Origin of the sequence: Bacillus sp. L381 (assembly GCF_030284525.1) — a bacterium.
Classification (GTDB): Bacteria; Bacillota; Bacilli; order Bacillales; family Bacillaceae; genus Bacillus; species Bacillus amyloliquefaciens.
Genome location: NZ_CP127224.1, coordinates 37,501 through 61,031, shown reverse-complemented (window position 1 = coordinate 61,031; position 23,531 = coordinate 37,501). Strand labels below are relative to the sequence as shown.

29 protein-coding genes (1 of these 29 running past the window's edge) are annotated in these 23,531 nt (G+C 44.4%); 1 reads left to right on the top strand and 28 read right to left on the bottom strand.

Annotated elements, in window-relative coordinates; all coding sequences use genetic code 11:
- Positions 1–12: 12 nt before the first annotated feature.
- The 17 genes from fin to metG all read right to left on the bottom strand — a co-directional run bounded on the left by fin (position 13) and on the right by metG (position 14,705).
- Positions 13–243, bottom strand: a complete 231-nt coding sequence (gene fin, locus QRX25_RS00335) for an anti-sigma-F factor Fin (RefSeq protein WP_013350764.1) — start codon at positions 241–243, stop codon at positions 13–15.
- A gap of 61 nt (positions 244–304) precedes the next feature.
- Positions 305–871, bottom strand: coding sequence for an aminoacyl-tRNA hydrolase (pth, locus tag QRX25_RS00330; protein WP_013350763.1), 567 nt, complete (start codon positions 869–871; stop codon positions 305–307).
- A gap of 84 nt (positions 872–955) precedes the next feature.
- On the bottom strand, positions 956–1,564 hold the full coding sequence (locus QRX25_RS00325) for a 50S ribosomal protein L25/general stress protein Ctc (protein WP_013350762.1): 609 nt from the start codon (positions 1,562–1,564) through the stop codon (positions 956–958).
- An 83-nt stretch (positions 1,565–1,647) separates the two neighbouring features.
- On the bottom strand, positions 1,648–2,601 hold the full coding sequence (locus QRX25_RS00320) for a ribose-phosphate diphosphokinase (RefSeq protein ID WP_013350761.1): 954 nt from the start codon (positions 2,599–2,601) through the stop codon (positions 1,648–1,650).
- A gap of 21 nt (positions 2,602–2,622) precedes the next feature.
- Positions 2,623–3,993 (bottom strand): bifunctional UDP-N-acetylglucosamine diphosphorylase/glucosamine-1-phosphate N-acetyltransferase GlmU, encoded by a 1,371-nt coding sequence (glmU, locus tag QRX25_RS00315; RefSeq protein ID WP_065980533.1) that lies wholly within the window; start codon positions 3,991–3,993, stop codon positions 2,623–2,625.
- Between the two features lie 190 nt (positions 3,994–4,183).
- Entirely contained in the window at positions 4,184–4,477 is a 294-nt protein-coding gene (gene spoVG, locus QRX25_RS00310; RefSeq protein ID WP_004264660.1) for a septation regulator SpoVG, read from the bottom strand.
- Between the two features lie 195 nt (positions 4,478–4,672).
- The gene (gene ridA / locus QRX25_RS00305) at positions 4,673–5,053 is read right to left on the bottom strand and encodes a 2-iminobutanoate/2-iminopropanoate deaminase (RefSeq protein ID WP_004264663.1); all 381 of its coding nucleotides are present in this window, start codon (positions 5,051–5,053) and stop codon (positions 4,673–4,675) included.
- Positions 5,050–5,907 (bottom strand): pur operon repressor, encoded by an 858-nt coding sequence (purR, locus tag QRX25_RS00300; protein WP_013350759.1) that lies wholly within the window; start codon positions 5,905–5,907, stop codon positions 5,050–5,052. Before purR ends, ridA begins: the two co-directional genes overlap by 4 nt.
- A gap of 55 nt (positions 5,908–5,962) precedes the next feature.
- Positions 5,963–6,832: a 4-(cytidine 5'-diphospho)-2-C-methyl-D-erythritol kinase gene (gene ispE / locus QRX25_RS00295; RefSeq protein ID WP_013350758.1), complete on the bottom strand. Its 870-nt coding sequence runs from the start codon at positions 6,830–6,832 to the stop codon at positions 5,963–5,965.
- A 143-nt stretch (positions 6,833–6,975) separates the two neighbouring features.
- On the bottom strand, positions 6,976–7,164 hold the full coding sequence (locus QRX25_RS00290) for a small, acid-soluble spore protein, alpha/beta type (RefSeq protein WP_011996172.1): 189 nt from the start codon (positions 7,162–7,164) through the stop codon (positions 6,976–6,978).
- Between the two features lie 162 nt (positions 7,165–7,326).
- On the bottom strand, positions 7,327–7,587 hold the full coding sequence (gene veg, locus QRX25_RS00285) for a biofilm formation stimulator Veg (protein ID WP_003218330.1): 261 nt from the start codon (positions 7,585–7,587) through the stop codon (positions 7,327–7,329).
- Positions 7,588–7,797: 210 nt separating this feature from the next.
- Positions 7,798–8,673 carry a sporulation peptidase YabG gene (yabG, locus tag QRX25_RS00280; protein ID WP_212100063.1) on the bottom strand — a complete coding sequence of 292 codons (876 nt, stop codon included), beginning with the start codon at positions 8,671–8,673 and terminating at the stop codon, positions 7,798–7,800.
- A gap of 173 nt (positions 8,674–8,846) precedes the next feature.
- Positions 8,847–9,728, bottom strand: a complete 882-nt coding sequence (rsmA, locus tag QRX25_RS00275; RefSeq protein WP_045513478.1) for a 16S rRNA (adenine(1518)-N(6)/adenine(1519)-N(6))-dimethyltransferase RsmA — start codon at positions 9,726–9,728, stop codon at positions 8,847–8,849.
- The gene (gene rnmV, locus QRX25_RS00270) at positions 9,718–10,281 is read right to left on the bottom strand and encodes a ribonuclease M5 (RefSeq protein ID WP_013350755.1); all 564 of its coding nucleotides are present in this window, start codon (positions 10,279–10,281) and stop codon (positions 9,718–9,720) included. Before rnmV ends, rsmA begins: the two co-directional genes overlap by 11 nt.
- 134 nt (positions 10,282–10,415) lie before the next feature.
- Complete coding sequence (locus QRX25_RS00265) at positions 10,416–11,735, bottom strand: G5 and 3D domain-containing protein (RefSeq protein ID WP_212100060.1); 1,320 nt, start codon at positions 11,733–11,735, stop codon at positions 10,416–10,418.
- A 134-nt stretch (positions 11,736–11,869) separates the two neighbouring features.
- Positions 11,870–12,637, bottom strand: a complete 768-nt coding sequence (locus QRX25_RS00260) for a TatD family hydrolase (RefSeq protein ID WP_212100057.1) — start codon at positions 12,635–12,637, stop codon at positions 11,870–11,872.
- Positions 12,638–12,713: 76 nt separating this feature from the next.
- Positions 12,714–14,705 (bottom strand): methionine--tRNA ligase, encoded by a 1,992-nt coding sequence (gene metG, locus QRX25_RS00255; protein ID WP_115998365.1) that lies wholly within the window; start codon positions 14,703–14,705, stop codon positions 12,714–12,716.
- A 482-nt stretch (positions 14,706–15,187) separates the two neighbouring features.
- Between metG and abrB the strand changes: the two genes are divergently transcribed.
- Complete coding sequence (gene abrB, locus QRX25_RS00250; RefSeq protein ID WP_169510469.1) at positions 15,188–15,478, top strand: transition state genes transcriptional regulator AbrB; 291 nt, start codon at positions 15,188–15,190, stop codon at positions 15,476–15,478.
- A gap of 49 nt (positions 15,479–15,527) precedes the next feature.
- On the opposite strand, the gene rsmI is transcribed toward abrB, so the two are convergent.
- The 11 genes from rsmI to QRX25_RS00195 all read right to left on the bottom strand — a co-directional run.
- Positions 15,528–16,409: a 16S rRNA (cytidine(1402)-2'-O)-methyltransferase gene (gene rsmI / locus QRX25_RS00245; RefSeq protein ID WP_212100053.1), complete on the bottom strand. Its 882-nt coding sequence runs from the start codon at positions 16,407–16,409 to the stop codon at positions 15,528–15,530.
- Positions 16,384–16,683, bottom strand: a complete 300-nt coding sequence (locus tag QRX25_RS00240) for a GIY-YIG nuclease family protein (protein WP_065521836.1) — start codon at positions 16,681–16,683, stop codon at positions 16,384–16,386. Before QRX25_RS00240 ends, rsmI begins: the two co-directional genes overlap by 26 nt.
- Complete coding sequence (locus tag QRX25_RS00235; RefSeq protein ID WP_212100050.1) at positions 16,670–17,413, bottom strand: tRNA1(Val) (adenine(37)-N6)-methyltransferase; 744 nt, start codon at positions 17,411–17,413, stop codon at positions 16,670–16,672. The genes QRX25_RS00240 and QRX25_RS00235 overlap by 14 nt, the downstream gene beginning before the upstream one ends.
- Before the next feature lie 60 nt (positions 17,414–17,473).
- Positions 17,474–17,833, bottom strand: coding sequence for a DNA replication initiation control protein YabA (gene yabA, locus QRX25_RS00230; RefSeq protein WP_013350748.1), 360 nt, complete (start codon positions 17,831–17,833; stop codon positions 17,474–17,476).
- Positions 17,834–17,847: 14 nt separating this feature from the next.
- On the bottom strand, positions 17,848–18,675 hold the full coding sequence (gene ricT, locus QRX25_RS00225; RefSeq protein ID WP_065980525.1) for a competence/sporulation regulator complex protein RicT: 828 nt from the start codon (positions 18,673–18,675) through the stop codon (positions 17,848–17,850).
- A 2-nt stretch (positions 18,676–18,677) separates the two neighbouring features.
- Positions 18,678–19,667, bottom strand: coding sequence for a DNA polymerase III subunit delta' (gene holB / locus QRX25_RS00220; RefSeq protein ID WP_212100047.1), 990 nt, complete (start codon positions 19,665–19,667; stop codon positions 18,678–18,680).
- An 11-nt stretch (positions 19,668–19,678) separates the two neighbouring features.
- The gene (locus QRX25_RS00215; protein ID WP_065980523.1) at positions 19,679–20,119 is read right to left on the bottom strand and encodes a YaaR family protein; all 441 of its coding nucleotides are present in this window, start codon (positions 20,117–20,119) and stop codon (positions 19,679–19,681) included.
- A gap of 12 nt (positions 20,120–20,131) precedes the next feature.
- The gene (gene darA, locus QRX25_RS00210; protein WP_004264734.1) at positions 20,132–20,461 is read right to left on the bottom strand and encodes a cyclic di-AMP receptor DarA; all 330 of its coding nucleotides are present in this window, start codon (positions 20,459–20,461) and stop codon (positions 20,132–20,134) included.
- 70 nt (positions 20,462–20,531) lie between these two features.
- Positions 20,532–21,170 (bottom strand): dTMP kinase, encoded by a 639-nt coding sequence (tmk, locus tag QRX25_RS00205; protein ID WP_045513456.1) that lies wholly within the window; start codon positions 21,168–21,170, stop codon positions 20,532–20,534.
- Entirely contained in the window at positions 21,167–22,600 is a 1,434-nt protein-coding gene (locus QRX25_RS00200) for an aminotransferase class I/II-fold pyridoxal phosphate-dependent enzyme (RefSeq protein WP_212100044.1), read from the bottom strand. Before QRX25_RS00200 ends, tmk begins: the two co-directional genes overlap by 4 nt.
- Positions 22,601–22,677: 77 nt before the next feature.
- Positions 22,678–23,531, bottom strand: partial view of a toxic anion resistance protein gene (locus QRX25_RS00195; RefSeq protein ID WP_115998362.1) — the 3' portion only. Its footprint extends 262 nt past the window's final position; the window shows 854 of its 1,116 coding nt (coding positions 263–1,116); its start codon lies beyond the right edge, outside the window; the stop codon is at positions 22,678–22,680.

Sequence of the window (23,531 nt, the reverse complement as noted above, 5' to 3'; positions counted from 1 at the left end):
CACCAAAGCTTCTTATTGAATAAATGTGTTGTGTTCATGGTAGTGCGGATTCCGTTCCAGCGCCTCTTGGCAGTCTTCACAAATTGTAAGAACATGGAGATCTCCATTGTCTTTATATGAAATCATATCGTTTCTTTCCTCATTTGTTAAGTGCTGAAATCCAAGTGACTGTGTCGGCACCGTCGTATATTCCAGGCTCCCTACCTTAATACCGCAGTGGCGGCAGAAATAATGCAAAGCCATACATTGGACCTCCTGATGTGAAAAAATCATTTTTCCCTAGTATGGTCTCCCATTATTTATCTTATACATTTGCGTTGAATTCGTTCATAACTTCTAAAAATGGTTTCGTTAAGGAAGCTTCGCAGGCTTTTACCGTTTTTGAGACGGCATCATTGATATGCGGCGCTTCTTCTTTCGTAAAAGCTCCCAGCACATAGTCAACGACTTTCATCCCGTTGGCGGGACGGCCGATTCCGATTCTGACCCGGTCAAATTCAGGGGTTCCGAGGTGCTGAATAAGCGATTTAATTCCGTTGTGTCCGCCTGCGCTCCCCTTTGTCCGGAGTCTGATTTTCCCCGTCGGAAGATCAAGGTCATCGTATATGACTTTCAAATCTTCATGGTCGGCATCATAATAATCCAATAGCGGCCGCAAACATTCTCCTGATAAATTCATATATGTAAGCGGTTTAACAAGTAGAACTTTTTTTCCGGAAACAAAACCCATTCCGTAAAGTCCGTTGAATTTCGTTTTATTCAGTTCAATATTCCATTCTTTTGAAAGCTCGTCAATGGCCATAAAGCCGACATTATGTCTCGTGTTCTCATAGGTTTTCCCCGGGTTACCCAGACCGGCAATCACAAGCATCGTAAATCCTCCCTCAACATCGCTGTAATTCTCCTCATTCTAGCACAAAAGACGTAACCTCGGGCGGGTTACGTCTTAAAGCACTTATTGATTTTCTCCTTCGGGCTCTTCCTCAGGAGATGGTTCTGCATCTTCTTCGAATGCTTCCTGCTTAGGAGGAAGGATGGAAGCCACGACTTCTTCCGGATCGTTTGTAAATGTATAATTGCCGTCAGCAGTCAGATCCGCGATGGTCAGTACATCATTCATTTCCAGTCCGGAAATATCAACATCGATTGTCTGAGGGATGTCCTTCGGCTTAGCCTTAATCGAAAGCTCATGCAGCGGCTGCTGGATGATACCTCCGTCTTTGACTCCTTTCGCCTCTCCCGTCAGCTGAATCGGCACCTCAGCCTCCAGCTCTTCACTCATATTCACGACTTGAAAATCGGCGTGCGTCAATTCGTTTTTGAGCGGGTCTGTCTGAAGCTCAGTTACCATAACCGATTGCTGATTTCCGTTGACATCAATTGTGATAATCGTGTTTTTTCCTTCGTCCCGCAATGTTTTAAGCAATTCGACACTGTCTAAAGAGACAGGTGTATTCGTTGTTTCTTTACCGTATATAATCCCCGGAACATGTCCTGAATGACGGATTTTCCGAAGCGTCGAACGTTTAAAATCTGTTCTTTCATTTGCTTTTAAAGTTGCCATATTCAGCACCACCTAATTATCGTTTTATCGTCCTATTAGAACAATACCCACAATAACTGGAATTTAAACCTTAAACTTTCGGTTTAGCTGAATAAATAGCTGACAGATTGTTTCTCGTGAACGCGGATAATCGCTTCAGCCAGAAGCGGTCCGACAGAAAGCTGCTTAAAGCGTTCGATTTTTTTCTCCTCAGGAAGCTTAATGCTGTTCGTCACGACAAGCTCCTTGATTTTAGAGTTATTGATCCGCTCAACGGCAGGGCCTGACAATACAGGGTGCGTACAGCATGCATACACTTCCGCAGCTCCGTTTTCAACCAGCGCGTTTGCGGCAAGTGTGATTGTGCCGGCCGTATCAATAATATCATCGATCAGAATCGCTGTTTTTCCTTCCACGTTACCGACGATATTCATCACTTCTACCTCATTCGGTCTAGGACGGCGTTTGTCGATAATCGCGATCGGCGCTTTCAGACGGTCCGCAAGTTTGCGGGCGCGCGTCACACCGCCGTGGTCAGGTGAAACAATGACGATATCTTTCAAGTCTTTACCTTCAAAATAATGGCCTAAAATCGGAACACCCATTAAGTGGTCAATCGGAATATCAAAGAAACCTTGAATTTGCGGCGCGTGTAAATCAAGTGCAATTACGCGTGTCGCTCCCGCTGTTTCAAGCAGGTTTGCAAAAAGTTTTGCCGTAATCGGTTCACGTGATCTTGCTTTTCTGTCCTGGCGCGCATAACCGTAGTACGGGATGACAATGTTGATTGTTTTCGCGGAAGCGCGCTTTAAAGCGTCAACCATAATCAGCAATTCCATGATGTGCTCGTTGACCGGCGCACTTGTAGACTGGATGATGTAGCAATCACAGCCGCGAATACTTTCTTCTATGTTGATCTGGACCTCTCCGTCACTAAATCTTGTAACAGAGCACTTTCCTAATTGAACTCCTACATTATCCGCGATTTCTTTTGCAAGTTCTGGATTTGAATTCAAAGAAAAAATCTTTAAATTCTTATCTCCGTATTCGTTAGACATGGTAAACCTCCGATTTTAGGATTATTTTTTATGAATATTTTTCACATAATCTTCTTTATTTACTTGTCTTGCTCTGGCAATGGCAAGCGCTTCGCCCGGCACATCTTCTGTTACGGTTGAACCCGCGGCGACGTACGCGCCTTCTCCCACTGTAACAGGGGCTACCAGATTGGAGTTGCAGCCTATAAAAGCGCCGTCTTCAATTTTGGTTAAATATTTTTTCTTCCCGTCATAATTGACCGTGATGGAGCCGCAGCCCAGATTCACGTCCGTACCTACTTCGGCATCACCGATATAGCTTAAGTGAGATGCTTTGCTTCGGTCGCCGAATTGCGTTTTCTTAATTTCAACAAAGTTGCCGATTTTCACTTCATTACCGATTGCAGAATCGGGTCTGATGTGAGCAAAAGGACCGATATTTACATCATTCCCAACTTTGCTCCGATTGACAACGGATTGTTTAATCACAGTACGGCTGCCGATTGAGCTGTCCTCTATCTCAGTATGAGGGCCGATGACACATTCATCGCCGATTTCAGCTTGTCCTTTTAAAACAGTTCCGGGATAAATAACTGTATCTTGTCCGATACGTGCGTCAGGTGAGATGTACGTATTCATCGGATCAATTAAAGTGACTCCGTTTTGCATATGACGTTTGTTAATACGCTCTTTCATATACATTTCAGCCTGGGAAAGAGCGACTCTATCATTCACTCCGAGCGTCTCTTGGAAGTTACCAGTCTGGTAAGCGGCAACAGTTTCGCCTTCGTCTTTGAGGATTTCGATAACATCCGGCAGGTAATACTCGCCTTGGGCATTTTCATTCGAAACCTGTTCGATGACACGAAAAAGAGCCTCGTTATCAAAACAGTACGTTCCCGTGTTGATTTCTTTCACAAGACGTTCTTGCTCCGAAGCATCCTTATGCTCCACGATTTTTTGAACGGCGCCGTCTTCGCTGCGGATAATTCTTCCGTATCCGGCGGGCTCTTCGGCAACGGCCGTTAAAACCGTGGCTTTCGCACCTTTGTTTGTATGTTCATTCAGCATGGCTTCCATCGTCTCCGCCGTCAAAAGCGGTGTATCGCCGCAAATAACGATCGTGACACCTTTCTCCCCGTGAAGAAATGGTTTTGCCTGCTTGACTGCATGAGCCGTACCGAGCTGTTCTGCTTGGATTGCGTAATCGCTTTTCTGTCCGAGCTGCTTCTTCACATCTTCGGCGCCGTGTCCTACGATGGTGACAAGCTTCGCTAAAGATAATTTCAGAGCTTCGTCTGCGACGTGCTCTACCATAGGCTTTCCGCATACCGGATGAAGGACCTTGTAAAGCTTCGATTTCATTCTCGTTCCTTTTCCGGCAGCTAAAATCACTGCAAACCGCTTATCCATTTAATGGCCTCCAATATCCCTTTTATCCATAGAAAAATATATCCTAAATAGCTGTTGATTTCAAGAAGACATCAAAAAGTGCAAGAATTTTCTATGTAATCGCTTTATTACTGAAAAATCAGATTTAAAAAAGGACTGCCGGAAAAGGCCTTGTGTCAGCCTTTATCAGCAGTCCTTACATTTTGTTATTTTAAGAAGCCCCGGCTTCTTCATATTCTAATGCTTCAGAATCACCCAAGCGATGGTACTCATTTAAAACAGCATCCTGGATCTTGCCCCGCGTGCTGGAATTAATAGGATGAGCAATATCGCGGAATTCTCCATCAGGGGTGCGTTTACTCGGCATCGCAACGAAAAGACCATTGTTTCCATCAATCACACGAATATCATGTACGACAAATTCGTGATCCAGCGTGATGGATGCAATCGCTCTCATGCGACCATCGGTATTCACGCGGCGTAATCTTACGTCAGTAACTTCCACAGTAGTTCACCACCTTTTCCCTATATAAAAGCATTAGTCTAACAATTCCACGATTCTCTTTAAATTCCTGCACGTTTCAAAAAGTTTTTTTGAAAATATAGGATATACATACACAATTAGGTGATAAACCATATTTGGGAAACATATACTGCATAAAAAAAGTGATTCCGGAGTCCGGAACCACTTTTCTGAGATTTAAGATTTCACCAGCGCAATGACTTCAATTTCCACGAGAGCGTCTTTCGGCAGTCTCGCCACTTCCACACAAGACCTTGCCGGCTTATGTACATCAAAGTATTGTCCGTACACTTCATTCACTTCCGCAAACTGCTCCATGTCAGCAATAAACACCGTTGCTTTTACAACCGTCTCGAGAGAAGCGCCCGCTTCTTTCAGAACGGCCTTTAAATTGCTGAACACCTGATGCGTTTGTTCTGTGATATCACCGTTTACCATTTCTCCTTCAGCAGTAAGAGGAATCTGGCCTGAGCTGTAAAACATGTTATTTACGATGATGCCTTGTGAATATGGCCCGATTGCTGCCGGCGCGTGTTTCGTATGGATTGCTTTTGTCATTTTTCTGTCTCCCCATTCTTTAAATGCTGTTCTTTAAAAAATCGCAGAAAATTGCCGTTTTGAATCTCAATCGTTTTGTCTTTCATATTGATGGTTGAAAGGGTAAGCAGCGACATGTATTCATCGACAAGCCGTTCATTCACTCCCTCAGCTTCAACCAAGACGCCTATACCCGCGACGTTCGCATTAAACTCATCAAGCAGGCTGATCATGCCGTTAATGGTGCCGCCGGCTTTCATAAAGTCGTCAATAATCAAAACGTTCGACCCCGTGGCCAAACTTCTTTTCGCAAGAGACATTGTTTGAATGCGGTTAGACGACCCTGATACATAATTGATGCTCACCGTAGAGCCTTCCGTCACTTTATTGTCTTTTCGTACGATGACAACCGGAACGTTCAGATAACTGGCCGCTGCATAAGCAAGAGGGATTCCTTTTGTCGCAACGGTCATCACCACATCAATCTCCCGCTCTGCAAAAACGGAAGCAAAAAGCCTGCCTGCATTAGAGAGGACAGAAGGTTTGCCTAAGATATCCGTTAAATATACATAACCGCCCGGAAGGATACGCTCAGGATTTACTAAAGACTGTCCCAGCTCCTGTATAAACGCTTCTGCTTCAGCCTGTTTTACTTTCGGAATATATTTGACGCCTCCGGCAGCTCCCGGCACTGTAAGCAGCGTCCCAATGCCTTGCTGTTCGAAGGTCTGTTTAATAATTGTTAAATCTTCACTGATTGATGACTTTGCTGATTGATACCGTTCTGAGAAAAACGTTAACGGTATTAATTCATGCGGATGGGTTAACAAATAATTTGTTAAGTCCACCAATCTGCCGCTGCGACGAAACTTCATGAACTTACCCCCAAAATCCGAATAATTTAAAAATAATATAACTTAACATACGGATTTAATCAAGAGCATTCTGTTCGCCGATCATCCGCACCGCGTACACCTGATCACAGAAACCTCTTAACCCGTTATAAATCCGCTGCACCTTTGATTCATATTGAACCAAACCGAATACAGTCGGCCCGCTTCCGCTCATTAACACCGCGTCAGCGCCGAAGCGTTTCATTTGATTTTTAATCATCGCCACCTCGGGATGAAGGTTGAGCGTAACCGATTCCAATACGTTTCCTAATTGTCCGCAAACCTTTTGGAAACTTTTTTCTTCAATTGCATCAATCATCGCTTGTACATCCGGATGCCGAACCTGCTGCAAGTTCAGCCGGCGGTACACTTCGGCAGTCGATACCCCGATTGTCGGTTTGGCAAGCACGACCCAGCAATGAGGCGGAGCACTGATATGCCTGATCTTCTCACCGCGTCCTGTTGCGAGGGCAGTTCCGCCGTATACACAGAAGGACACGTCTGAACCGATTTCAGCTCCAAGCTCCGCGAGCTCTTCAACAGAAAGCTTTAAATCCCAGAGTCTGTTCAGCCCTCTGAGCGTGGCTGCTGCATCGCTGCTTCCGCCGGCAAGCCCTGCCGCTACAGGTATCACTTTTGTAATCATAATAGAAACGCCTTTTTTGACTTGGTACCGTTCTTTGAGCAGTTTGGCTGCCTGATAAGCCAGATTCCGCTGATCATCGGGAACGAAGCGATTATGCGACGCCACTCTGATCACGTTTTCGGGCAGTTCTGTCAGTTCAATCCGATCTGCCAAATCAATTGTCGTCATGATCATCTCCACTTCATGATAACCATCCGGGCGTTTACTCGTTACATCGAGGGACAGATTGATTTTGGCCGGCGCTTTTTCTAAAATACGCATAGCTTTCACCTACTTCTCCATCTAAACATAAGTATGAACATTGTATCACATTTGGAGACCCGGAGGTACTTATCCGAAATTGGCGCTGATTTTGACAGCCGATAGAAAAAACCGGGGAACAGATTGTCCCCCGGGCCACTGCATTATCGGTTATTTTGGTTCTGAGCCGCCATCTGCTGCTCGGCAATCTCGATTGCGCGCTTTACCATATTCCCGGCATCGCGCGCCCGAATGCCTCCCCAGCCCTCGTTTTTCACCGTATCGTAAAAACCAAGGTCCTTTGCCAGCTCATATTTGAACTCATCTGACATAACTCCACGACGTCTGCCCAAACGAAACAACCCCTTTTATAGAATTGATCACCATTCGTGCACGCCACGATAAAACATGTGACCTCTATAGCTTCCGTTTAATCGGCTGAAACTTTCGAGGGAATAATTAGAAGAGCTTTAGAAGGCAAAACAAAAAGCAGTAAACAAAAGGTTCACTGCCCATTAAAATGCTACTGAGCTTGCCGCATCATCATTGAATGTCAATTCAACAGTCTCAGTAAGAATATCAGCATAACTGTATGAAACTCTTTCAAACGAGTTCTCGTCTTGATCTAGTTGTATCACAAAAACAGAAGGGTACGTCTCAGCTAAAATGCCCGAACGCTCAATCGTTTTTCGGCGGCCGCCGTTTGCTTTTAACGTAAGCCGTTTACCTAAATTCCCATCAAGCGATCTTTTTATATCGGACAACGTCTTCGCCATTGCATCCACCTCACTACATTTATTGTACAACAAGAGCCCAATTTTGTCAAACAAAATTTAAATTATATCAACGTTATCAAGTCATTGTCAACAAAATTATTTTGACAAAATTCTATTGATTCCTACGTTATTTTTCGCAAGTTCCGGTAATTTATGTATCAATTTGTAAAATAATTAACCCGCATAGCGAAATTTATGCGGGTTTTTCACTCATCCATTTGATTTATACGGCATACCGACACGCAGCACACCTTTCGTTTCAATTCCTCCCAGCCCTTTCTCTCGTGTCAGAGTGTTTCTCAGGACATCCCACACATTAATCCGCTCCATAAACGGAGTGAAGCTGATTTTTGCGACAATATATACCGGGTCAAGCGCATGGATGTTGACGCGTGACGGTGAACTTGCAAAATTCGCACCCGCTCTGATTAAAGACTCGAAATGGGATTGGCAGGCACCCGCGAATATCACCAGCTGGTCCAAGTGAGGGACTTTCCGCCTCGCTCTTTGAACGGTTTCGACAAAGTGCTTGGAATGCCTGTAGGCGCTTAAATCGTTCACGCCTCCCTTATGCTTGGAATAAGCATCGTGACCGGTAATGACTAAAATATCCGGCCGATATTTGTCGAGCAGCTCCTCTATTGAGGCCGCCATTTTTTTCTCATGGCAATGAACCCCGTATACCGGCACACCGATTTTTTCGTAAAAGTTCAGGCACTTTTTCAAATAAGCCTCATCGCCGTCCAGATGCAATACCTTGCCGGGCATATGAAAGTAGTGCTCCTGATGCTGATATTGATTTGTCGCGTAATATTCCTGTTTTTCCCGAAGCAGCTTATAATCCTGGCGGAGCAGCTCGAGAGATTCATTCATCCTGCTTTCATCTTTCTGCTTTCTCACGGCCTGTTCGTCTTTTCTTACAGGCTCTAAATCAGAAAAATCAGCATCCGCAATCAATCTGACTTCGTCACCATGCAGGATGGCAATTGAATTTCCTTTGCTTGTTTGCTCTATGCCGATAATGCGAAATAAAACATCCATTTGATAGGATTTCCTGGCTACCATATCTCCTATTTGAAATTGCACGTTACCCACTCCACAAATAGACTAAGCCTCATCATGAAAGAAGCCTTATCAAATGCACCTCTTTCCGCTGCGGCGCTTGATGTTTCAAGCTTTTCTTGCAGTTGAATGAATAAGGTTCTTCTCTAGCCTATGTAGCGGCAGTCCAAGTGGTGACGCAAAACAAAAAGCCCTTCTTAGAAAAGGGCTTTATACAATCCGTTGGACAGGAGCGCGAATTCTTCTATAGACAGGGATTCACCGCGCCGCTTTCCGTCAATATTCGTTTCTTGAAGAACTTCTTCAATTTGAGATTTTTTCTCTTTTCCGCCCGGGAGATTGTTCACAAGGTTGTTCAGCAAAGTTTTCCGGCGCTGAGCGAAGCTTGCTTTAATCAGCTGGAAGAAAAATGGTTCATTGTCGACATCAACCGCTGGGCCATCACGCAGCAAGAGCCGGATGACCGCGGAATCGACATTAGGCTGAGGCACAAACACCGTTTTCGGCACGGTCATGACGGTTTTGGCCTCCGTATAGAACTGAACCGCAATGGAAAGAGATCCATACTCCTTAGAGGAAGGATCGGCAGCCATCCGCTCAGCGACCTCTTTTTGCAGCATCACGACAATTCCTTTTAACGGAAGATGTTCTTCCAAAAGCTTCATGATGATCGGCGTCGTCACATAATATGGGAGATTCGCCGTCACCATAATTTCATCACAGTCCTGAAACTGTTCTTCAATAACAGACTTGACGTCTGCTTTCAGCACATCCTGATGAATGATCGTTACATTGTCATACGGAGACAGCGTGTCATTGAGAATGGGCAGGAGGCGCTGATCAATTTCAAACGCGACAACCTTTTTCGCCCGTTTGGCAAGCTGCTCTGTCAGCGCGCCGATTCCGGGCCCGATTTCAATCACACCGGTCCGATCCGTTATTTCTGCATGGTCCACAATTCTGTCCAATATGTTTGTGTCAATTAAGAAATTCTGTCCAAGACTCTTTTTAAAAGAGAAACCGTACTTTTTCAGAATTTCCTTCGTTCTGATAGGTGTCGCGATATCTTTATTGTTCATCCTGTTCCTCCTGCATCATAGCATCGAGCGCATCAATAAAATCACTTCTTTTGATTTGAAACATTTGCAGCCGTTTTTGAAGCTGTTTGCCGTTTGTATAGCCGATTTTCAGCAGGTCGCCCAAACGTTCGCGGCGTCTTTTAGCAGCCGGCCCGCCGATCAGACCGGCCTGTATTAAATCTTCAGCTGAAATCTCACTCGGCTTTGCCTCCATCTCTTCATGTACGTTTTCCAGACATGCTCTGATGCTTTCAATGGATGCGTGCTCAACGCCAATTCCGCGCTTGTTTTTCGGTTTGGCAAGATGTTTGGGCAGAAATGCGTGTTTACAGCCGGGCACTGCTTCAGAAATGGTTTTCCGGATCTTTTCCCCAGGGAAATCCGGGTCCGTCAGCACGATGACCCCTCTCGTTTCCTGCGCCAGCCGAATCTGCCTGATGACTTCGTCTCCGATTGCTGAACCGTTCGTCTCGATCGTGTCCGCATCAACGGCAAGTTTTATGCGCGCGGTGTCATCACGTCCCTCGACTACAATAATTTCTTTAATTTTCATTACTTCCTCCAAAAAAACTTTTTATATCCAAAACGAAACCTTTGCTTACATGTCACGTCTAATATACTGAAAATACACTTTACCTATTATAACGAAAAAAACAGAGGGCGCAAAACCCTCTGAATGAATCGGAATTAATTTAAGATTTTTATTTTGACCTGTTTCTTCCCCCAGCGGTAAGCCGATGATTTTTCAGGGAAAAAGACATCAATCCGTCTTCCTTTAATGGCCGAGCCTGTGTCAGCTGCCACAGCGTCCCCGTATCCGTCTACGTGGACTCTTGTGCCGAGCGGAATAACGCTTGGGTCTACCGCAATGACTTTGGCATTCGGATTGCTTGTCAGGTTAACGCCTGTAGCCGTATGGCCGGAACAGCCGCTGCAGCTTGCGGTATATGCCGTGGAAGACACGGTAATCACTTTACCGGAAGATCCGGCTTCGCCCGAAGATGCCTTTGCACTTAGCTGCTCAATCTTGGGACTGTGCCGCTTTGTGCCGACCGCAATGATCTGGTCTTTGCTTTTTTCAGATGTTTCTTCTTTAACAAGCTTTCTTGATACTTCTTTTCCATTTTCTTTGACAACATGAAAATGCTTTTTAAGCTTGCCTTCTTTTCCTTTTTGAACGATCTTTTCTTCCCCGCTGTCGAGTGACGCATCTTCTTTTTCTTTCACTTGATACGCTATTTTTTCCTCAACTACATCGGTGACTTTTTCGATACGAGTGATTTGTATGCCGGCTTGATCTTTTGTGAGCTTTTCGTGTAATGCCGGTTTTACTTTATCTTCGTCTTTCATGTCCATCTTATGCTGCGTTAAAAAGTCAGCGACCGTAGTCGAAGTCGTCCATATTTTCTTTTTCTTTCCCGCATCATTTACAGTGACCTGAAAAGCCGGATCTACCGTGACTTTCATGCCGTTTGTCACTTTCGTATCTGCTGCCGGATCTATTTTATCGTGCTTATTCACAGGTGTATGCTGTTCGTCTAGAAATGCGCCGACTGTTTTTGCCGTTGACCATAAAGTCTTTTCTTCTCCGCCTCTTGTCACGCGGATCTGCTTTGCAGCTTCATACACGACATTCATGTTGTCTGCCAATGCTGTCTGCTTAGAGGGGGTAATCCGGTCTTCATTTCTCGTCTTTATATGTAAATCTTCCAGAAGTTCCCCAACTGTTTTTGCATGAGTGCGTATTTGCTGTTTCTTGCCGTTGGTGGAAACAGAGACTGATTGTTTTGAGAGCTCATGCGCCCCGTATGCAGTCCCGGTTCCTCCCAGCAGAATAATAGCTGCAATAAGAATAACCTTGCTTTTACCAAGCTTTACGGAAAACAGTTTTTTCATTTTTTGTGTGATGAAAAACGCCTCCTTCTCCTCGGAGAGATTATATAGAGTATCTAAAATGCTGTCAACCCTCCCATCTCGAAGATCAAAAACCTTCAGCGTATCCCTCATTATGCAAAAACAAAGCAAAAAAAGGAAGAAAGAGATATCGACAACCTATCTTATGAGAAGAAGGAAGCTTGTAGAACTGTTTGACATATCCTCTGAATGGGACAAGCCTTTACATGTTACGACAGCGCATTCTGTCAGTTCATGCGGAAAAGTCTTTTTGCATTTTCAGTTGTAATCGAAGCAATTTCTTCATACGTCAGTCCTTTTAATTCAGCGAGCTGTTCCGCAACATATTTCACGTAGCTTGGCTCATTTCGTTTGCCGCGGAAAGGATGCGGTGTCAGGAAAGGACAGTCCGTTTCAATCAGCAAACGGTCATTCGGAATTTCCTTTGCCACTTCTTTTGCTTTCTTCGCATTTTTGAAGGTGACCGGTCCTCCGAATGAGATATAGAAGTTCATATCCATACACTGCCGCGCAACCTCCGCGCTGCCCGTAAAGCAGTGCATAATACCGCCGACTTCTTCAGCTCCCTCCTCTTTCAAAATCGTGACAACATCTTCCGTTGCATCGCGATTGTGAATGATGATTGGAAGGTTCACTTCCTTGGCGAGCGCGATTTGTTTTCGGAACACCTCTTTTTGAATATCCTTTGGTGATTTGTCCCAGTGATAATCAAGACCCATTTCTCCGATTGCCACGACTTTTTCGTGAGAGGACAGTTCCTTAATCCATGTTAAATCTTCCTCTGTCATGTCGATTGCGTCTACCGGATGCCAGCCGATCGCAGCATAAATAAAGTCATATTCCTCAATCAGTTCCATTGCCCGCGTGATAGTGGGTTTGTCGAATCCGACAACGACAATTCGTTCAACCTTTTCAGCCTTTGCACGCGCAATGACTTCCTCTAGGTCTGTGTCGAATTGCTCGGCGTTTAAGTGCGCATGTGTATCAAAAAGCATTATAAAAACTCCTTTCTTGTTGAAAAACAAAAGGTGTTCGACGGAATGTTACACGTGAAACACCTTTTGCCCCTTATTATTTAATTCTAGTGCCTTTCGGTAATGACTGGTCGACAGCTACAACCTTGAGGACACCGTCAGATTCTCCTGCGAGGATCATCCCTTGAGAAAGCTCGCCTCTCAGTTTTACCGGTTTTAAATTCGTTACACAAATGATTTTCATTCCCACAAGCTGATCCGGTGTGTAATGTTTCGCGATACCTGATACAACTTGGCGCTGTTCAAAGCCAAGATCAATTTGCAGTTTCAGCAGACGATCCGCTTTTTTCACCGGTTCTGCGGACAAGACTTCTGCAACGCGAAGTTCTGTATCCATAAATTGATCAAACGTAATTTCAGGAAGGCGCTCAGCTTCTTGCGGCTCTTCCGCCTTTTCTTCTTTCACAGGAGCAGTACCCTGCATTTTTTGCTTGATGTAAGCTACTTCCTCTTCAGCTTCAAGACGAGGGAAAAGCGGTTCCCCTTTTTTCACTTTTGTGTTCTTTAATTGGCCGAATGTCTGAATGCTGTCCCAAGCTTTAAGAGACTGATCCTCAATTCCGAGCTGGGCAAACATTTTTTCAGGTGTTTGCGTCAAGAAAGGCTGAAGAAGTACGGCCGAAATACGCAATGATTCAGCTAAATGATACATGACAGAGCGTAATTCTTTTTCTTTTTCCGGATCTTTTGCCAGCACCCACGGAGCAGTTTCATCAATATATTTGTTCGTACGGCTGATCAATTGCCATAGCGTTGATAAAGCTACTGAAAACTCCATGTTTTCCATTGCCTTTTCATAAGCTTGAACCGTTTCTCCGGCTACAGAAGAAAGCTCTTGATCAAAATCGGTCACATTTCCTTCATATGAACCAATCTCACCGTCAAAATATTTTTGGATCATGGCGACTGTACGATTCAGAAGATTTCCTAAGTCGTTTGCCAAGTCATAATTAATCCGTTCTACGAAACCTTCCGGCGTAAAGACACCGTCTGAACCGAACGGCACTTCGCGAAGCAGGTAATAACGAAGCTCATCCAAGCCGTAACGTTCAATCAACGTTACCGGATCAACAACGTTTCCTTTTGATTTCGACATTTTTCCGTCTTTCATCAATAACCAGCCATGCGCGAAGACTTGCTTAGGCAGCGGGAGATCAAGCGCCATCAGCATAATCGGCCAGTAAATGGTGTGGAAACGGACAATTTCCTTACCGACAAGGTGGACGTCAGCCGGCCAGTACTTTTTGTAAAGCTCGTCATTTTCCGTATCGTAACCGAGCGCTGTAATATAGTTGAATAATGCGTCAATCCATACATACACGACATGCTTCGGATTTCCCGGCACTTTTACGCCCCAGTCAAACGTCGTTCTGGAAACGGCCAAATCTTCAAGACCCGGTTTAATGAAGTTATTAATCATTTCATTTTTGCGTGATTCCGGCTGGATAAATGAAGGGTTTTCTTCATAAAACTTCAGCAGGCGGTCTGCATATTTGCTCATACGGAAGAAGTATGATTCCTCTTTGATTAATTCGACAGGGTGGCCGCTGTCCGGGCTTTTTCCGCCGATAACCTCGCCCTTCTCATTTCGTTCCACATCCGCCAGCTGTGTTTCAGTATAGAATGTTTCGTCAGGAATGCTGTACCAGCCCTCATACTCATCCAGATAAATATCACCATTATCAAGAAGCTTTTGAAACACTTTCTCAATGATTTCTTTGTGCCGGCTTTCCGTCGTCCGGATGAAATCATCGTGAGAAATGTCGAGCTGCTTCCATAATTTTTGGATTTCAGCAACAGCGCGGTCTACATACGCTTGAGGCGTGATATTCTCCTCCTCCGCTTTCTGCTGGATTTTTTGTCCGTGTTCATCCGTTCCGGTTAAGTAGCGAACGTCAAATCCCTTTAATCTTTTGTAACGCGCCATTGCATCGCCGGCCACTGTAGTATAAGCATGGCCGATATGTAATTTTCCGCTCGGATAATATATCGGGGTCGTAATATAAAAAGTATTATTGTCTTGCGGCATGTTGCAACCTCCCATTCAGAATGTCGAAAAGCTCACGCCCAAAGGACGAGAGCGGTTTTATTTGATATACAATATTGATATTTGTCCTCTATCTATGATACCATCTTAGCCTTTAAGATCAAGGATATATACGTACTGCGCGTAAAAGAGTAAATAAAATTAAAAATTTTTATTGAAATTAAAAAAAGTCTTAACATGTCGAATTTTGTCGTATATAATCTACTAATATAAAACATCTTGGTTCGAAAGTCTTGATTTAAAAGGATTTTCTGTAGGATAATAGGTTCGAAAAAGCAGTCAAAAAGCCTGTTATTTCAGGATTTCCAAGGCTTTACTTACTATAAGAACTAATTCTTACAAACAATAGTAAACAAAATGATTGACGATTATTGGAAACCTTGTTATGCTAGGAATGTAAGGAATTTTGTCGAATAATGACGAAGAAAAATATAAACTACAAATAATTATCTCTCGGGAGGAGACTGTTAATGAAATCTACTGGTATCGTACGTAAAGTTGATGAACTTGGACGCGTAGTTATCCCTATCGAACTTCGCCGTACACTGGGCATCGCAGAAAAAGACGCTCTTGAAATTTATGTTGATGATGAAAAAATCATCCTTAAAAAATATAAACCAAACATGACTTGCCAAGTAACTGGTGAAGTCTCTGATGATAACCTTAAACTTGCCGGCGGCAAATTGGTACTCAGCAAAGAAGGCGCTGAGCAAATCATCTCTGAAATTCAAAACCAGCTTCAAAACCAAAAATAAGTTATTTCATACAAAAACCGTTCTTGTTGTGACGCAAGAACGGTTTTTTTTATGATTGAATGTGATAAGCGTCATAGATCTCGCGTTTCGGCACGTCCCGATCGACCGCTGTTTGTTTTATAGCCTGTTTGGAAGAAGCCCCTTCATTTATGTAATGTTCCACATGCTCTTTTTCAGAAAGCTCAGCCCACCAGGGGGTGTCGTCTTCGTCCGGTTCAGCGGCTTGATTGCCTTCGACAACGAGACAGAACTCACCGCGGATTTGGTCTTCATTTGCCCATTCAATTACTTCGGCGATCGTTCCTCTGATGAATTCCTCGTACTTTTTCGTTAATTCCCTCGTAACGGCGATGTTTCGATTTCCCAAAACGGCATGCATTGCTGTTAATGTTTCTTTTAATCTGTGCGGCGCTTCATAAAATATCATTGTTTCCTGCCGTTTTTTCAGGATTTCGAGTTCTTTCTTCTTTTCTTTTTTCTGTCTGTTTAAGAATCCATAGAAGAAAAACGGCTGCGGGATGATACCTGATGCGGTCAGCGCGGTTAACGCCGCATTTGCTCCCGGAAGCGGAACGACATATCCGCCGATTTGGGTGAAATCTCTTACAATCTCAGCTCCCGGGTCGGAAATTGTCGGCATACCGGCGTCACTGACCAGTGCCACATTCTTTCCGGTTTTCAGCCATTCAATGATTTTATGGCCGCTGCTTTCTTTATTGTGTTCATGATAGCTGGTGAGAGATGTTTCTATGTCATAGACGTGACACAGCTTTTTCGTCTGTCTGGTATCTTCGGCAGCTATGACATCGACTGATTTCAGCGTCTCCACTGCACGAAAGGTCATGTCCTCCAAGTTGCCGATCGGTGTAGGAACAAGATAAAGAATTCCCATTTCAGATTTTCCATTAAAACTCATCTGGCGACTTAACATATACAGCCTCCTTGCTGTTTCGTTTTTCTTCTATATATTGTTCTTTTTTCTTTCGGGTCAGCTGCTTAAAACGGTATTCCGCCTGCATCGCTTCCCGTTTTGTTTCAAATGATTCCGCATGGCATAGCGAAACAGGCCTTCTCGCCCTTGTGTACTTCGCGCCCTTTCCCTCATTGTGGGTCTTCAGCCGTTTTTGCAGATCATTTGTATAACCGGCATACAGACTGTTGTCATTGCACAGCAGCACATAAAAGAAATGACTATTCGTCTCCATATAAAATGGTGCGGATCTCTTTCGTATATTCATTTTGTTCATTATATACAAACAGCGGAGGAAGAATTTTGAGATCAGGGCGGCCGCCTTTAATGCCTTCAACCAAAATGGTATTCGCTTCTTTACCCTGTTTCGGATAAATAAACTGCACCCGTTTCGGTTCTATTCGGTATGCTTTCATTAACTCAAAGATTTCCAAAAGCCTTCCCGGCCGATGAACGAGAGCCGCTTTTCCGCCTTGTTTCAGCAGTTTGCTGCTGACGGAAATCACATCTTCAAGCGTGCAAAGAATTTCGTGCCTTGCGATTCTGAGATGTTCGTTCAGATTCTGCTCAGCCTCTTTCGGTGTTTTAAAATAAGGCGGGTTGCAAGTGACAACGTCATATTTATTATGTCCGAGTCTATCCGGCATATTTTTCAGATCATCATGAATGAGGTTGATCTGACCGCCCAGCCCGTTGTATTCGACACTTCGGAGCGCCATATCATACAAACGCTCCTGAATTTCAACCCCTGTGATATCCGCTTTTGATCTTGTGCTGAGCAAAAGCGGCACAATTCCATTTCCCGTACATAAATCAACGATGTTACCCTTTTGAATCGGAACGTATGCAAACTTTGACAGCAGCACGGCATCTAATGAAAAAGCGAAAACCGTCGGGCTCTGTACAATTTTCATATCCTCTGCTAATAAGTAATCCAATCTTTCATCATCACGTAATGAAACCATAATCTTATTCCTTTCGGCACTCTTTGAAAAAGGCTTCCGACATCAGCGGAAGCCTTTTCCTTATTTTTTATTTAAGAAGGACAGACAAAAAAGGCAATCTCCCTTGCGGACGCTCCCATAATGGACGTTGCAAATATGAAAGCCTTCTTGATACAGCCGGGCCAAATTATCGTACCCTTCTCCTATATCACTCTGCTCTGCCTTCTGTGTTTTTGTTTCTTTCTGATCGGCCTTGAATTTCTCAATTTGCTCTGTCGTGTCATCAAGCCGCTTCCGCAAATGCTTATTTTCAAGCTGCAGATGGTGATTCTCTTCAATCATTTCGCCGATATGCTGCTTTAAGTCACCCAGCTGACGGTACAGCGAACCGATTTGTTCCTCCAGGTTTATGACAGTATCAATTAACTCTTTTTTATCCAAGGTTCCACACCTCGTTAATCTGTGGTTTGTGCGGATACGACGCCCTCTTCCAAGAGCTCTTCCCAAGTATATTCTATCACTTTTTCACGATTCTTCAGTTCCACCTGAAGCACCCGTTCCAGAATATTAAGACCGACAACCTTTGCGGGGCCGTTTGCCGTCGTAATCATTTCGCCTAAATCCGGCAGCTGTTCTTTTGCCGTCTCATACTCATCATTTTCGTACTTCAAACAGCACATCAAACGGCCGCACAGACCCGAAATTTTTGTTGGATTCAACGATAAATTTTGATCCTTCGCCATTTTGATGGACACCGGTTCAAAATCACCGAGGAACGTGGAGCAGCAAAGCATTCTTCCGCACGGGCCGATACCGCCGAGCATTTTCGCTTCGTCCCTCACGCCGATTTGGCGCAATTCGATTCTTGTTTTAAAGATAGAAGCCAAGTCTTTGACCAATTCCCTGAAATCAACCCGTCCGTCGGCTGTGAAGTAAAAAATGACTTTATTGCGGTCAAACGTAAACTCAACATCAACCAGTTTCATATCTAAGCCGTGCTCAGCCACTTTTTTCTGACAGACTTCAAAAGCGGACAGGGCCTCTTGTTTGTTTTCTTCTACAATGAGAAGATCGCGTTCATCAGCAACGCGAATGACTTTTCGAAGCGGAAGCACAACATCATGCTCGTCCACTTGTTTATTTGCGATGACAACCTGTCCGTATTCGACACCTCTTACGGTTTCAACAATGACGCAGCTGTCCTGTTCTATATCAAATCCGTTCGGATCAAAATAATAAATTTTTCCCGCTTTTTTAAAGCGGACGCCTATTACGTTGTACAAGCTTATCCCTCCTGCAACGTTAACACCAAGTGCTCCATTAATCCCTGCGCATTCACATTGGAATGAAGCCGTTTTTTTGCTTCTAAAACAGCGAGAATTTGGTTCGTAACGCTTTGTTGTGTAAATTGCAGCGCATGCTGTTTTATTGATTGGAATAAGTCTTGATAAATCAGTTTATCTTCATTTCCAATTTGGATGGATAATACATCACGGTATATCAATAAGAGCATATCAAGACCCATTTCTTGATGGGTTTTTTCTTTGAAAAAGGGCACCCACTGATCCTGAATGAAGAAAAAGGCATGTCCTTTCCGCTGATGTAAGACTTCATACAATTTTATCACTTTCGCTCTGGACTCTGCAAACTCATCATTTCGACTTAATTCGACTGCTTCCGCAATATTATTTGTCATATTTGCTAAGAGTCTGGCCATGTGAGGGCTTACTTCCTGTTCAATCAGTCTCTCTTCTATCGCTTTCGGCTGAAGCGGCTGAAACGGAAGAACCTGGCATCTCGAAACGATGGTATCCAGTATTCTGTGGAGCTGCTCAGTAATGAGGATTGCGATGGTGTCTTGACTCGGCTCCTCTAAAAATTTAAGCAGACTGTTTGCTGCATTTGTCGTCATTTGATCCGCATGGGATATAATGTACAGTTTTTTATGCGATTCCAGTCCGGTTTTAGAAAACTCCTCCTGCAGCGATTGGATCTGAGCCTTTTTAATTGATAGTCCGTCGGGCTGAACCACATGCACGTCGGGATGGTTTCCGGATGCAATACGCTTGCAGTTCCGGCACTCCCCGCAAGGCTCAGTCCCGGCTTCAAGGCAAAAAAAGCTTTTTGCGAGAAGCAGTGCGGCATCCAATTTGCCCGTACCTTTTTTGCCTTCAAACAGATATGCGTGAGAAAGCCTTTTCTTTTCAATGCTATTATGCAAAAGCCGCATCACTCTGGGCTGCTGCTCGGTCATTTCCTTCCATGATATTTCCATTGTATCACTCTCTATGTGTAAAGGTTAATCAATAAACCTTTTATTTCTCCGATTCGATCCAGCAAATCAATTGCCGGTTTTTCCTGATCCAACATCTCTTCCGTCAGCTGAATCAGTTTTTCATCTATTTCTTTCACAAGTCCCAGGGTCCGGCTGCTGCCGTACAGGTCGAAGCTTTTCGCCGTCTCATGCGATAACCCGCTGTCTACGGCCTCTTTTACAAAACGCTTCACCAGCCCTTTGAATTTCGCTAAGTCTTTGAAGTTCCTCGACTTCGTCAGTCTTTTCCCGAACGTTTCTATATCCGTTAAGAACCTGCTCAGCTGATCAAATTTCAGCTTACTGCTTTGGCTGTCCATTGAACTTTTAAAAGTTCCGGAAAGCTCTGCCGCTTTATAGGCAGGCTGCTGCTTTTTCTCAATAAAGGTGCGTAAGTCAGAATTTATTTTCACGTCATCAAATCCTTAAAATTGATGAAATTCATCGACCGGAAGGACAAAGACCGTCGCTCCGCCGACTTCCACTTCGACGGGATATGGAACGTAAGAATCCGCATTCCCGCCCATCGGGGATACCGGGGCAATCATCTGATCACGTTTACAGCCATTCTCTTTAATGAGGCTGAGCGCTTTATCGACACGGATATCTTCCACTCCGATCATAAACGTCGTATTGCCTGATTTAAGAAATCCGCCTGTTGTCGCAAGCTTCGTCACCCTGAAGTTGTGGTCGGTTAACACTTTCAAAAGCCTGTTGCTGTCCTGATCCTGCACCACTGCCACTATTAATTTCATTCTCTAGGCCCCCTTTAGGTTGGAAAGAACATTGTCGTTACATTCATTATATCAACTTATGAGAAACAGGTCACAACTGAATTTTTTTCAATGCCTCATTTATCACCTGAAGCGCGTCTTGAATGACGAATTCCTTCTTTTTCGATGCGTCGATTGTATGGAATCTTTCCGGAAAACGCTGCATGACCTTTTGGTACCCTTCCCGTACTTTCGTGTGAAAGTGCAGCGCCTCAAGATCGAGACGATTCTTTTCTCTTGAATCATTCGACGTAATCCGTTTCAGCCCTTCTTCCGGATCGATAGAAAAATAGATGGTGACATCAGGCATCGTATCGCCGATTGCAAACCGGTTAATAGAAAAAACTTCATCAATGCCCAGCCCTCTCGCATAGCCTTGATAAGCCAGAGAGCTGTCGATGAAACGATCACACAGTACAATGCGCCCTTCTTTCAATGCAGGCTGCACCTTTTCGACTAAATGCTGTCTTCTGGCCGCGGCGTAAAGGAGCGCTTCCGTTTTTGCATCCATCAGTGTATTGTTTTTATTTAAGATCACTTCTCTGATCTGCTCAGCAATGTCAATGCCGCCCGGTTCTCTTGTCGCTGTCACCGGGTGCCCCTCTGCCGACAGAATATCTTTTATTTCCTGAAGCACTGTCGTTTTTCCTGCACCTTCAGGACCTTCAAATGTAATAAATAAACCGCTCATGATTTCTCCTCTTCTGTATAAACAAGTAATTGTTCCCCGTTTAACAAGCCTTGAATATGCGCATCCATGCCGATTAAATGGGAAAGCTTTTGTACGATCTCTTCTGTTATCCGTTCGCCGTCCATGATAAGCGGGATTCCCGGAGGATAAGGAATAATATTCCCCGCATGCAAGCGCCCGGCCGCTTTATTCATATCCGTAAGCTCTTTTGCAAACTTGCGCATTTCATTTTGCGGATATTCAAGTGTCGTAATCGATGGGAATGTCCAATCCACTGCTTCCGGCAGTCTATCGGGCGGTGTATTCTCCAGTTTCTGCTGTATATTTTTTACGGTTTCCTGTTTGATCATCCGCCGGCCGCCTATCGGCAGTACGAGCAATACTTGATACTCGTCAGCCAGCTCGGCAAAAATGCCTTCGCTCTCCAAAATATTTTGTAATGAATAGCCGGAATGTCCGAGCTTTGACCGAAGAATGAATTTTAACGGGTCCGCTTTGATCCCATATCCGGAGGGCTCGATCACTTCAATAGAAGAAATTGATGCGAAGTTCCGTTTTATTTGCTCAATGTGCGCTATATGAACAGGGAGTGTCCCTTTTTCAGCGATATCCTGTATATAAGCGCGCGCCGTATCTAAAGATGCCATAATCGGATATGACGGGCTGCTGCTTTGCAAACTGCTTAAATAATAGGTTAATCGATCTCTGTCAATCCGGCTGCTGTTTAAATGAAAGTAAGACCCCATCGTCATAGCCGGAAGCGTTTTGTGAGCCGATTGAACAACGGCATCCGCCCCCATAGCCAATGATGAAGGCGGGAACGGTTCACCCAACACAAAGTGAGCACCATGAGCCTCGTCTACCAGTACAGGGACGCCGTATGAATGAGCTTTTTTAACTGCCGCAGTCAAGTCGGCAGCATGCCCGTAGTAAGTCGGATTGGTCAGAACAAGGCCTTTCGCATTCGGATATGACGCTAACGCTTTTTCGATGACTGAAAGGGATACATGGGCCGGCACATGCATATTTTTATCAATTTCCGGCGCCAAATACACCGGCTTGGCTCCGGCCATTGCCACCGCATGAAAAACAGATTTGTGACAATTACGCTGAATCAGAATGGGTTCGTCCGGTTCGCAAACAGCCAAAACCATCGCCAGGTTGCCGGCGGTCGTTCCATTGACGAGAAAGAAGCTTTCCTGAGAGCCGTAAAGCCTGCTCACCAAATCTTGTGCTTCTTTGATGACTCCCGTCGGGTGATGCAAGTCATCAAGCCCCGTGATCTCAGTCATATCAATAGATAAGAGAGATTGATATACAGATTTGGCTTCATCAAAAAAGACATCTCCATTGTGATGTCCCGGAACATGAAAAGAATACGTATTTCGGTGCGCATGCTTCATCAGCGCTGTATATAAAGGTGTGTCCATTTTTAAACAAATCCTTTGCCTGTCTTTCTTATTATATCGTGCCTGTGAGCCAACTTAAAGCTAAGACTTTTTGCCAGCTAGCCGTCATCACGGCCGGGCTTCATATTAAGCAGCTTCTTTTTCAAGTCGCCTTCCATGATAACAAGCTCCTCTTCGGCACGTTTGCGTTTCATCCTGCCGTCTTCTTGAATAGACATGATTTCTTCAAGTGTGCTGACTAAGCTTTCCTGCACTTTTTTGAGGGTATCTGTCTCAACAAGGCCGCGCTCATTAGCTTTGGCTGTCTCGACTGTACTTGTTTTCAGAAGTTCAGCGTTTTTCAGCAGCAATTGGTTTGTCGTATCAGCTGCCTTCTGCTGCGCATCTGCCGCACTCCGCTGTCTCATAAGCGTCAGCGCGATGGCAACTTGATTCTTCCATAATGGAATAGCCGTAACAATGGAGGACTGAATTTTTTCCGCCAGTGCCTGATTCGTGTTTTGAATCAAACGGATTTGCGGCGCACTCTGAAGCGTAATCTGCCTGCTCAGAAGCAGATCATGCACTCTCTTATCCAGACGGTCAGCAAACTGACGAAGATCATTCACTTCCTGCGCGGCCATTTGATTGTGTTCCCGTGATTCGGCTTTTCTTGCCGCTTCGGGAATCAGCTTTGTTTTCAGCTCATCTAATTTTAATTCACCCGCCGCTATATAAAGGTTTAAGTCAGAGAAGTATTGTTTATTTTGGGCGTACAGTTGATCTAACAGTTTATTGTCACTCAACAGCACATTTTTAGAATGTTCGAGCCTTCTGCTGATACGCTCAATCTGCACACTTGTCTTTTGATATTTCGAAAGCACTTCCTGCACAGAACCGGATACCCTTTTAAACAAACGGGCGAAAAATCCTTTGTTCATCCCCTGCAGATCATCAGGGTTTATCTGATCAA

Excerpts from the sequence above, each read along its gene's own strand:
- fin (WP_013350764.1), bottom strand. The coding sequence starts at position 243 with ATGGCTTTGCATTATTTCTGCCGCCACTGCGGTATTAAGGTAGGGAGC.
- pth (WP_013350763.1), bottom strand. The coding sequence starts at position 871 with ATGCTTGTGATTGCCGGTCTGGGTAACCCGGGGAAAACCTATGAGAAC.
- QRX25_RS00325 (WP_013350762.1), bottom strand. The coding sequence starts at position 1,564 with ATGGCAACTTTAAAAGCAAATGAAAGAACAGATTTTAAACGTTCGACG.
- QRX25_RS00320 (WP_013350761.1), bottom strand. The coding sequence starts at position 2,601 with ATGTCTAACGAATACGGAGATAAGAATTTAAAGATTTTTTCTTTGAAT.
- glmU (WP_065980533.1), bottom strand. The coding sequence starts at position 3,993 with ATGGATAAGCGGTTTGCAGTGATTTTAGCTGCCGGAAAAGGAACGAGA.
- ridA (WP_004264663.1), bottom strand. The coding sequence starts at position 5,053 with ATGACAAAAGCAATCCATACGAAACACGCGCCGGCAGCAATCGGGCCA.
- purR (WP_013350759.1), bottom strand. The coding sequence starts at position 5,907 with ATGAAGTTTCGTCGCAGCGGCAGATTGGTGGACTTAACAAATTATTTG.
- ispE (WP_013350758.1), bottom strand. The coding sequence starts at position 6,832 with ATGCGTATTTTAGAAAAAGCGCCGGCCAAAATCAATCTGTCCCTCGAT.
- veg (WP_003218330.1), bottom strand. The coding sequence starts at position 7,587 with ATGGCGAAGACGTTGTCCGATATAAAAAGATCGCTTGATGGGAATTTA.
- rsmA (WP_045513478.1), bottom strand. The coding sequence starts at position 9,728 with ATGAACAATAAAGATATCGCGACACCTATCAGAACGAAGGAAATTCTG.
- rnmV (WP_013350755.1), bottom strand. The coding sequence starts at position 10,281 with ATGAAAATTAAAGAAATTATTGTAGTCGAGGGACGTGATGACACCGCG.
- QRX25_RS00265 (WP_212100060.1), bottom strand. The coding sequence starts at position 11,735 with ATGAGGGATACGCTGAAGGTTTTTGATCTTCGAGATGGGAGGGTTGAC.
- QRX25_RS00260 (WP_212100057.1), bottom strand. The coding sequence starts at position 12,637 with ATGCTTTTTGATACACATGCGCACTTAAACGCCGAGCAATTCGACACA.
- metG (WP_115998365.1), bottom strand. The coding sequence starts at position 14,705 with ATGCCGCAAGACAATAATACTTTTTATATTACGACCCCGATATATTAT.
- rsmI (WP_212100053.1), bottom strand. The coding sequence starts at position 16,409 with ATGTTAAGTCGCCAGATGAGTTTTAATGGAAAATCTGAAATGGGAATT.
- QRX25_RS00240 (WP_065521836.1), bottom strand. The coding sequence starts at position 16,683 with ATGGAGACGAATAGTCATTTCTTTTATGTGCTGCTGTGCAATGACAAC.
- QRX25_RS00235 (WP_212100050.1), bottom strand. The coding sequence starts at position 17,413 with ATGGTTTCATTACGTGATGATGAAAGATTGGATTACTTATTAGCAGAG.
- holB (WP_212100047.1), bottom strand. The coding sequence starts at position 19,667 with ATGGAAATATCATGGAAGGAAATGACCGAGCAGCAGCCCAGAGTGATG.
- darA (WP_004264734.1), bottom strand. The coding sequence starts at position 20,461 with ATGAAATTAATAGTGGCAGTGGTGCAGGATCAGGACAGCAACAGGCTT.
- tmk (WP_045513456.1), bottom strand. The coding sequence starts at position 21,170 with ATGAGCGGTTTATTTATTACATTTGAAGGTCCTGAAGGTGCAGGAAAA.
- QRX25_RS00200 (WP_212100044.1), bottom strand. The coding sequence starts at position 22,600 with ATGGACACACCTTTATATACAGCGCTGATGAAGCATGCGCACCGAAAT.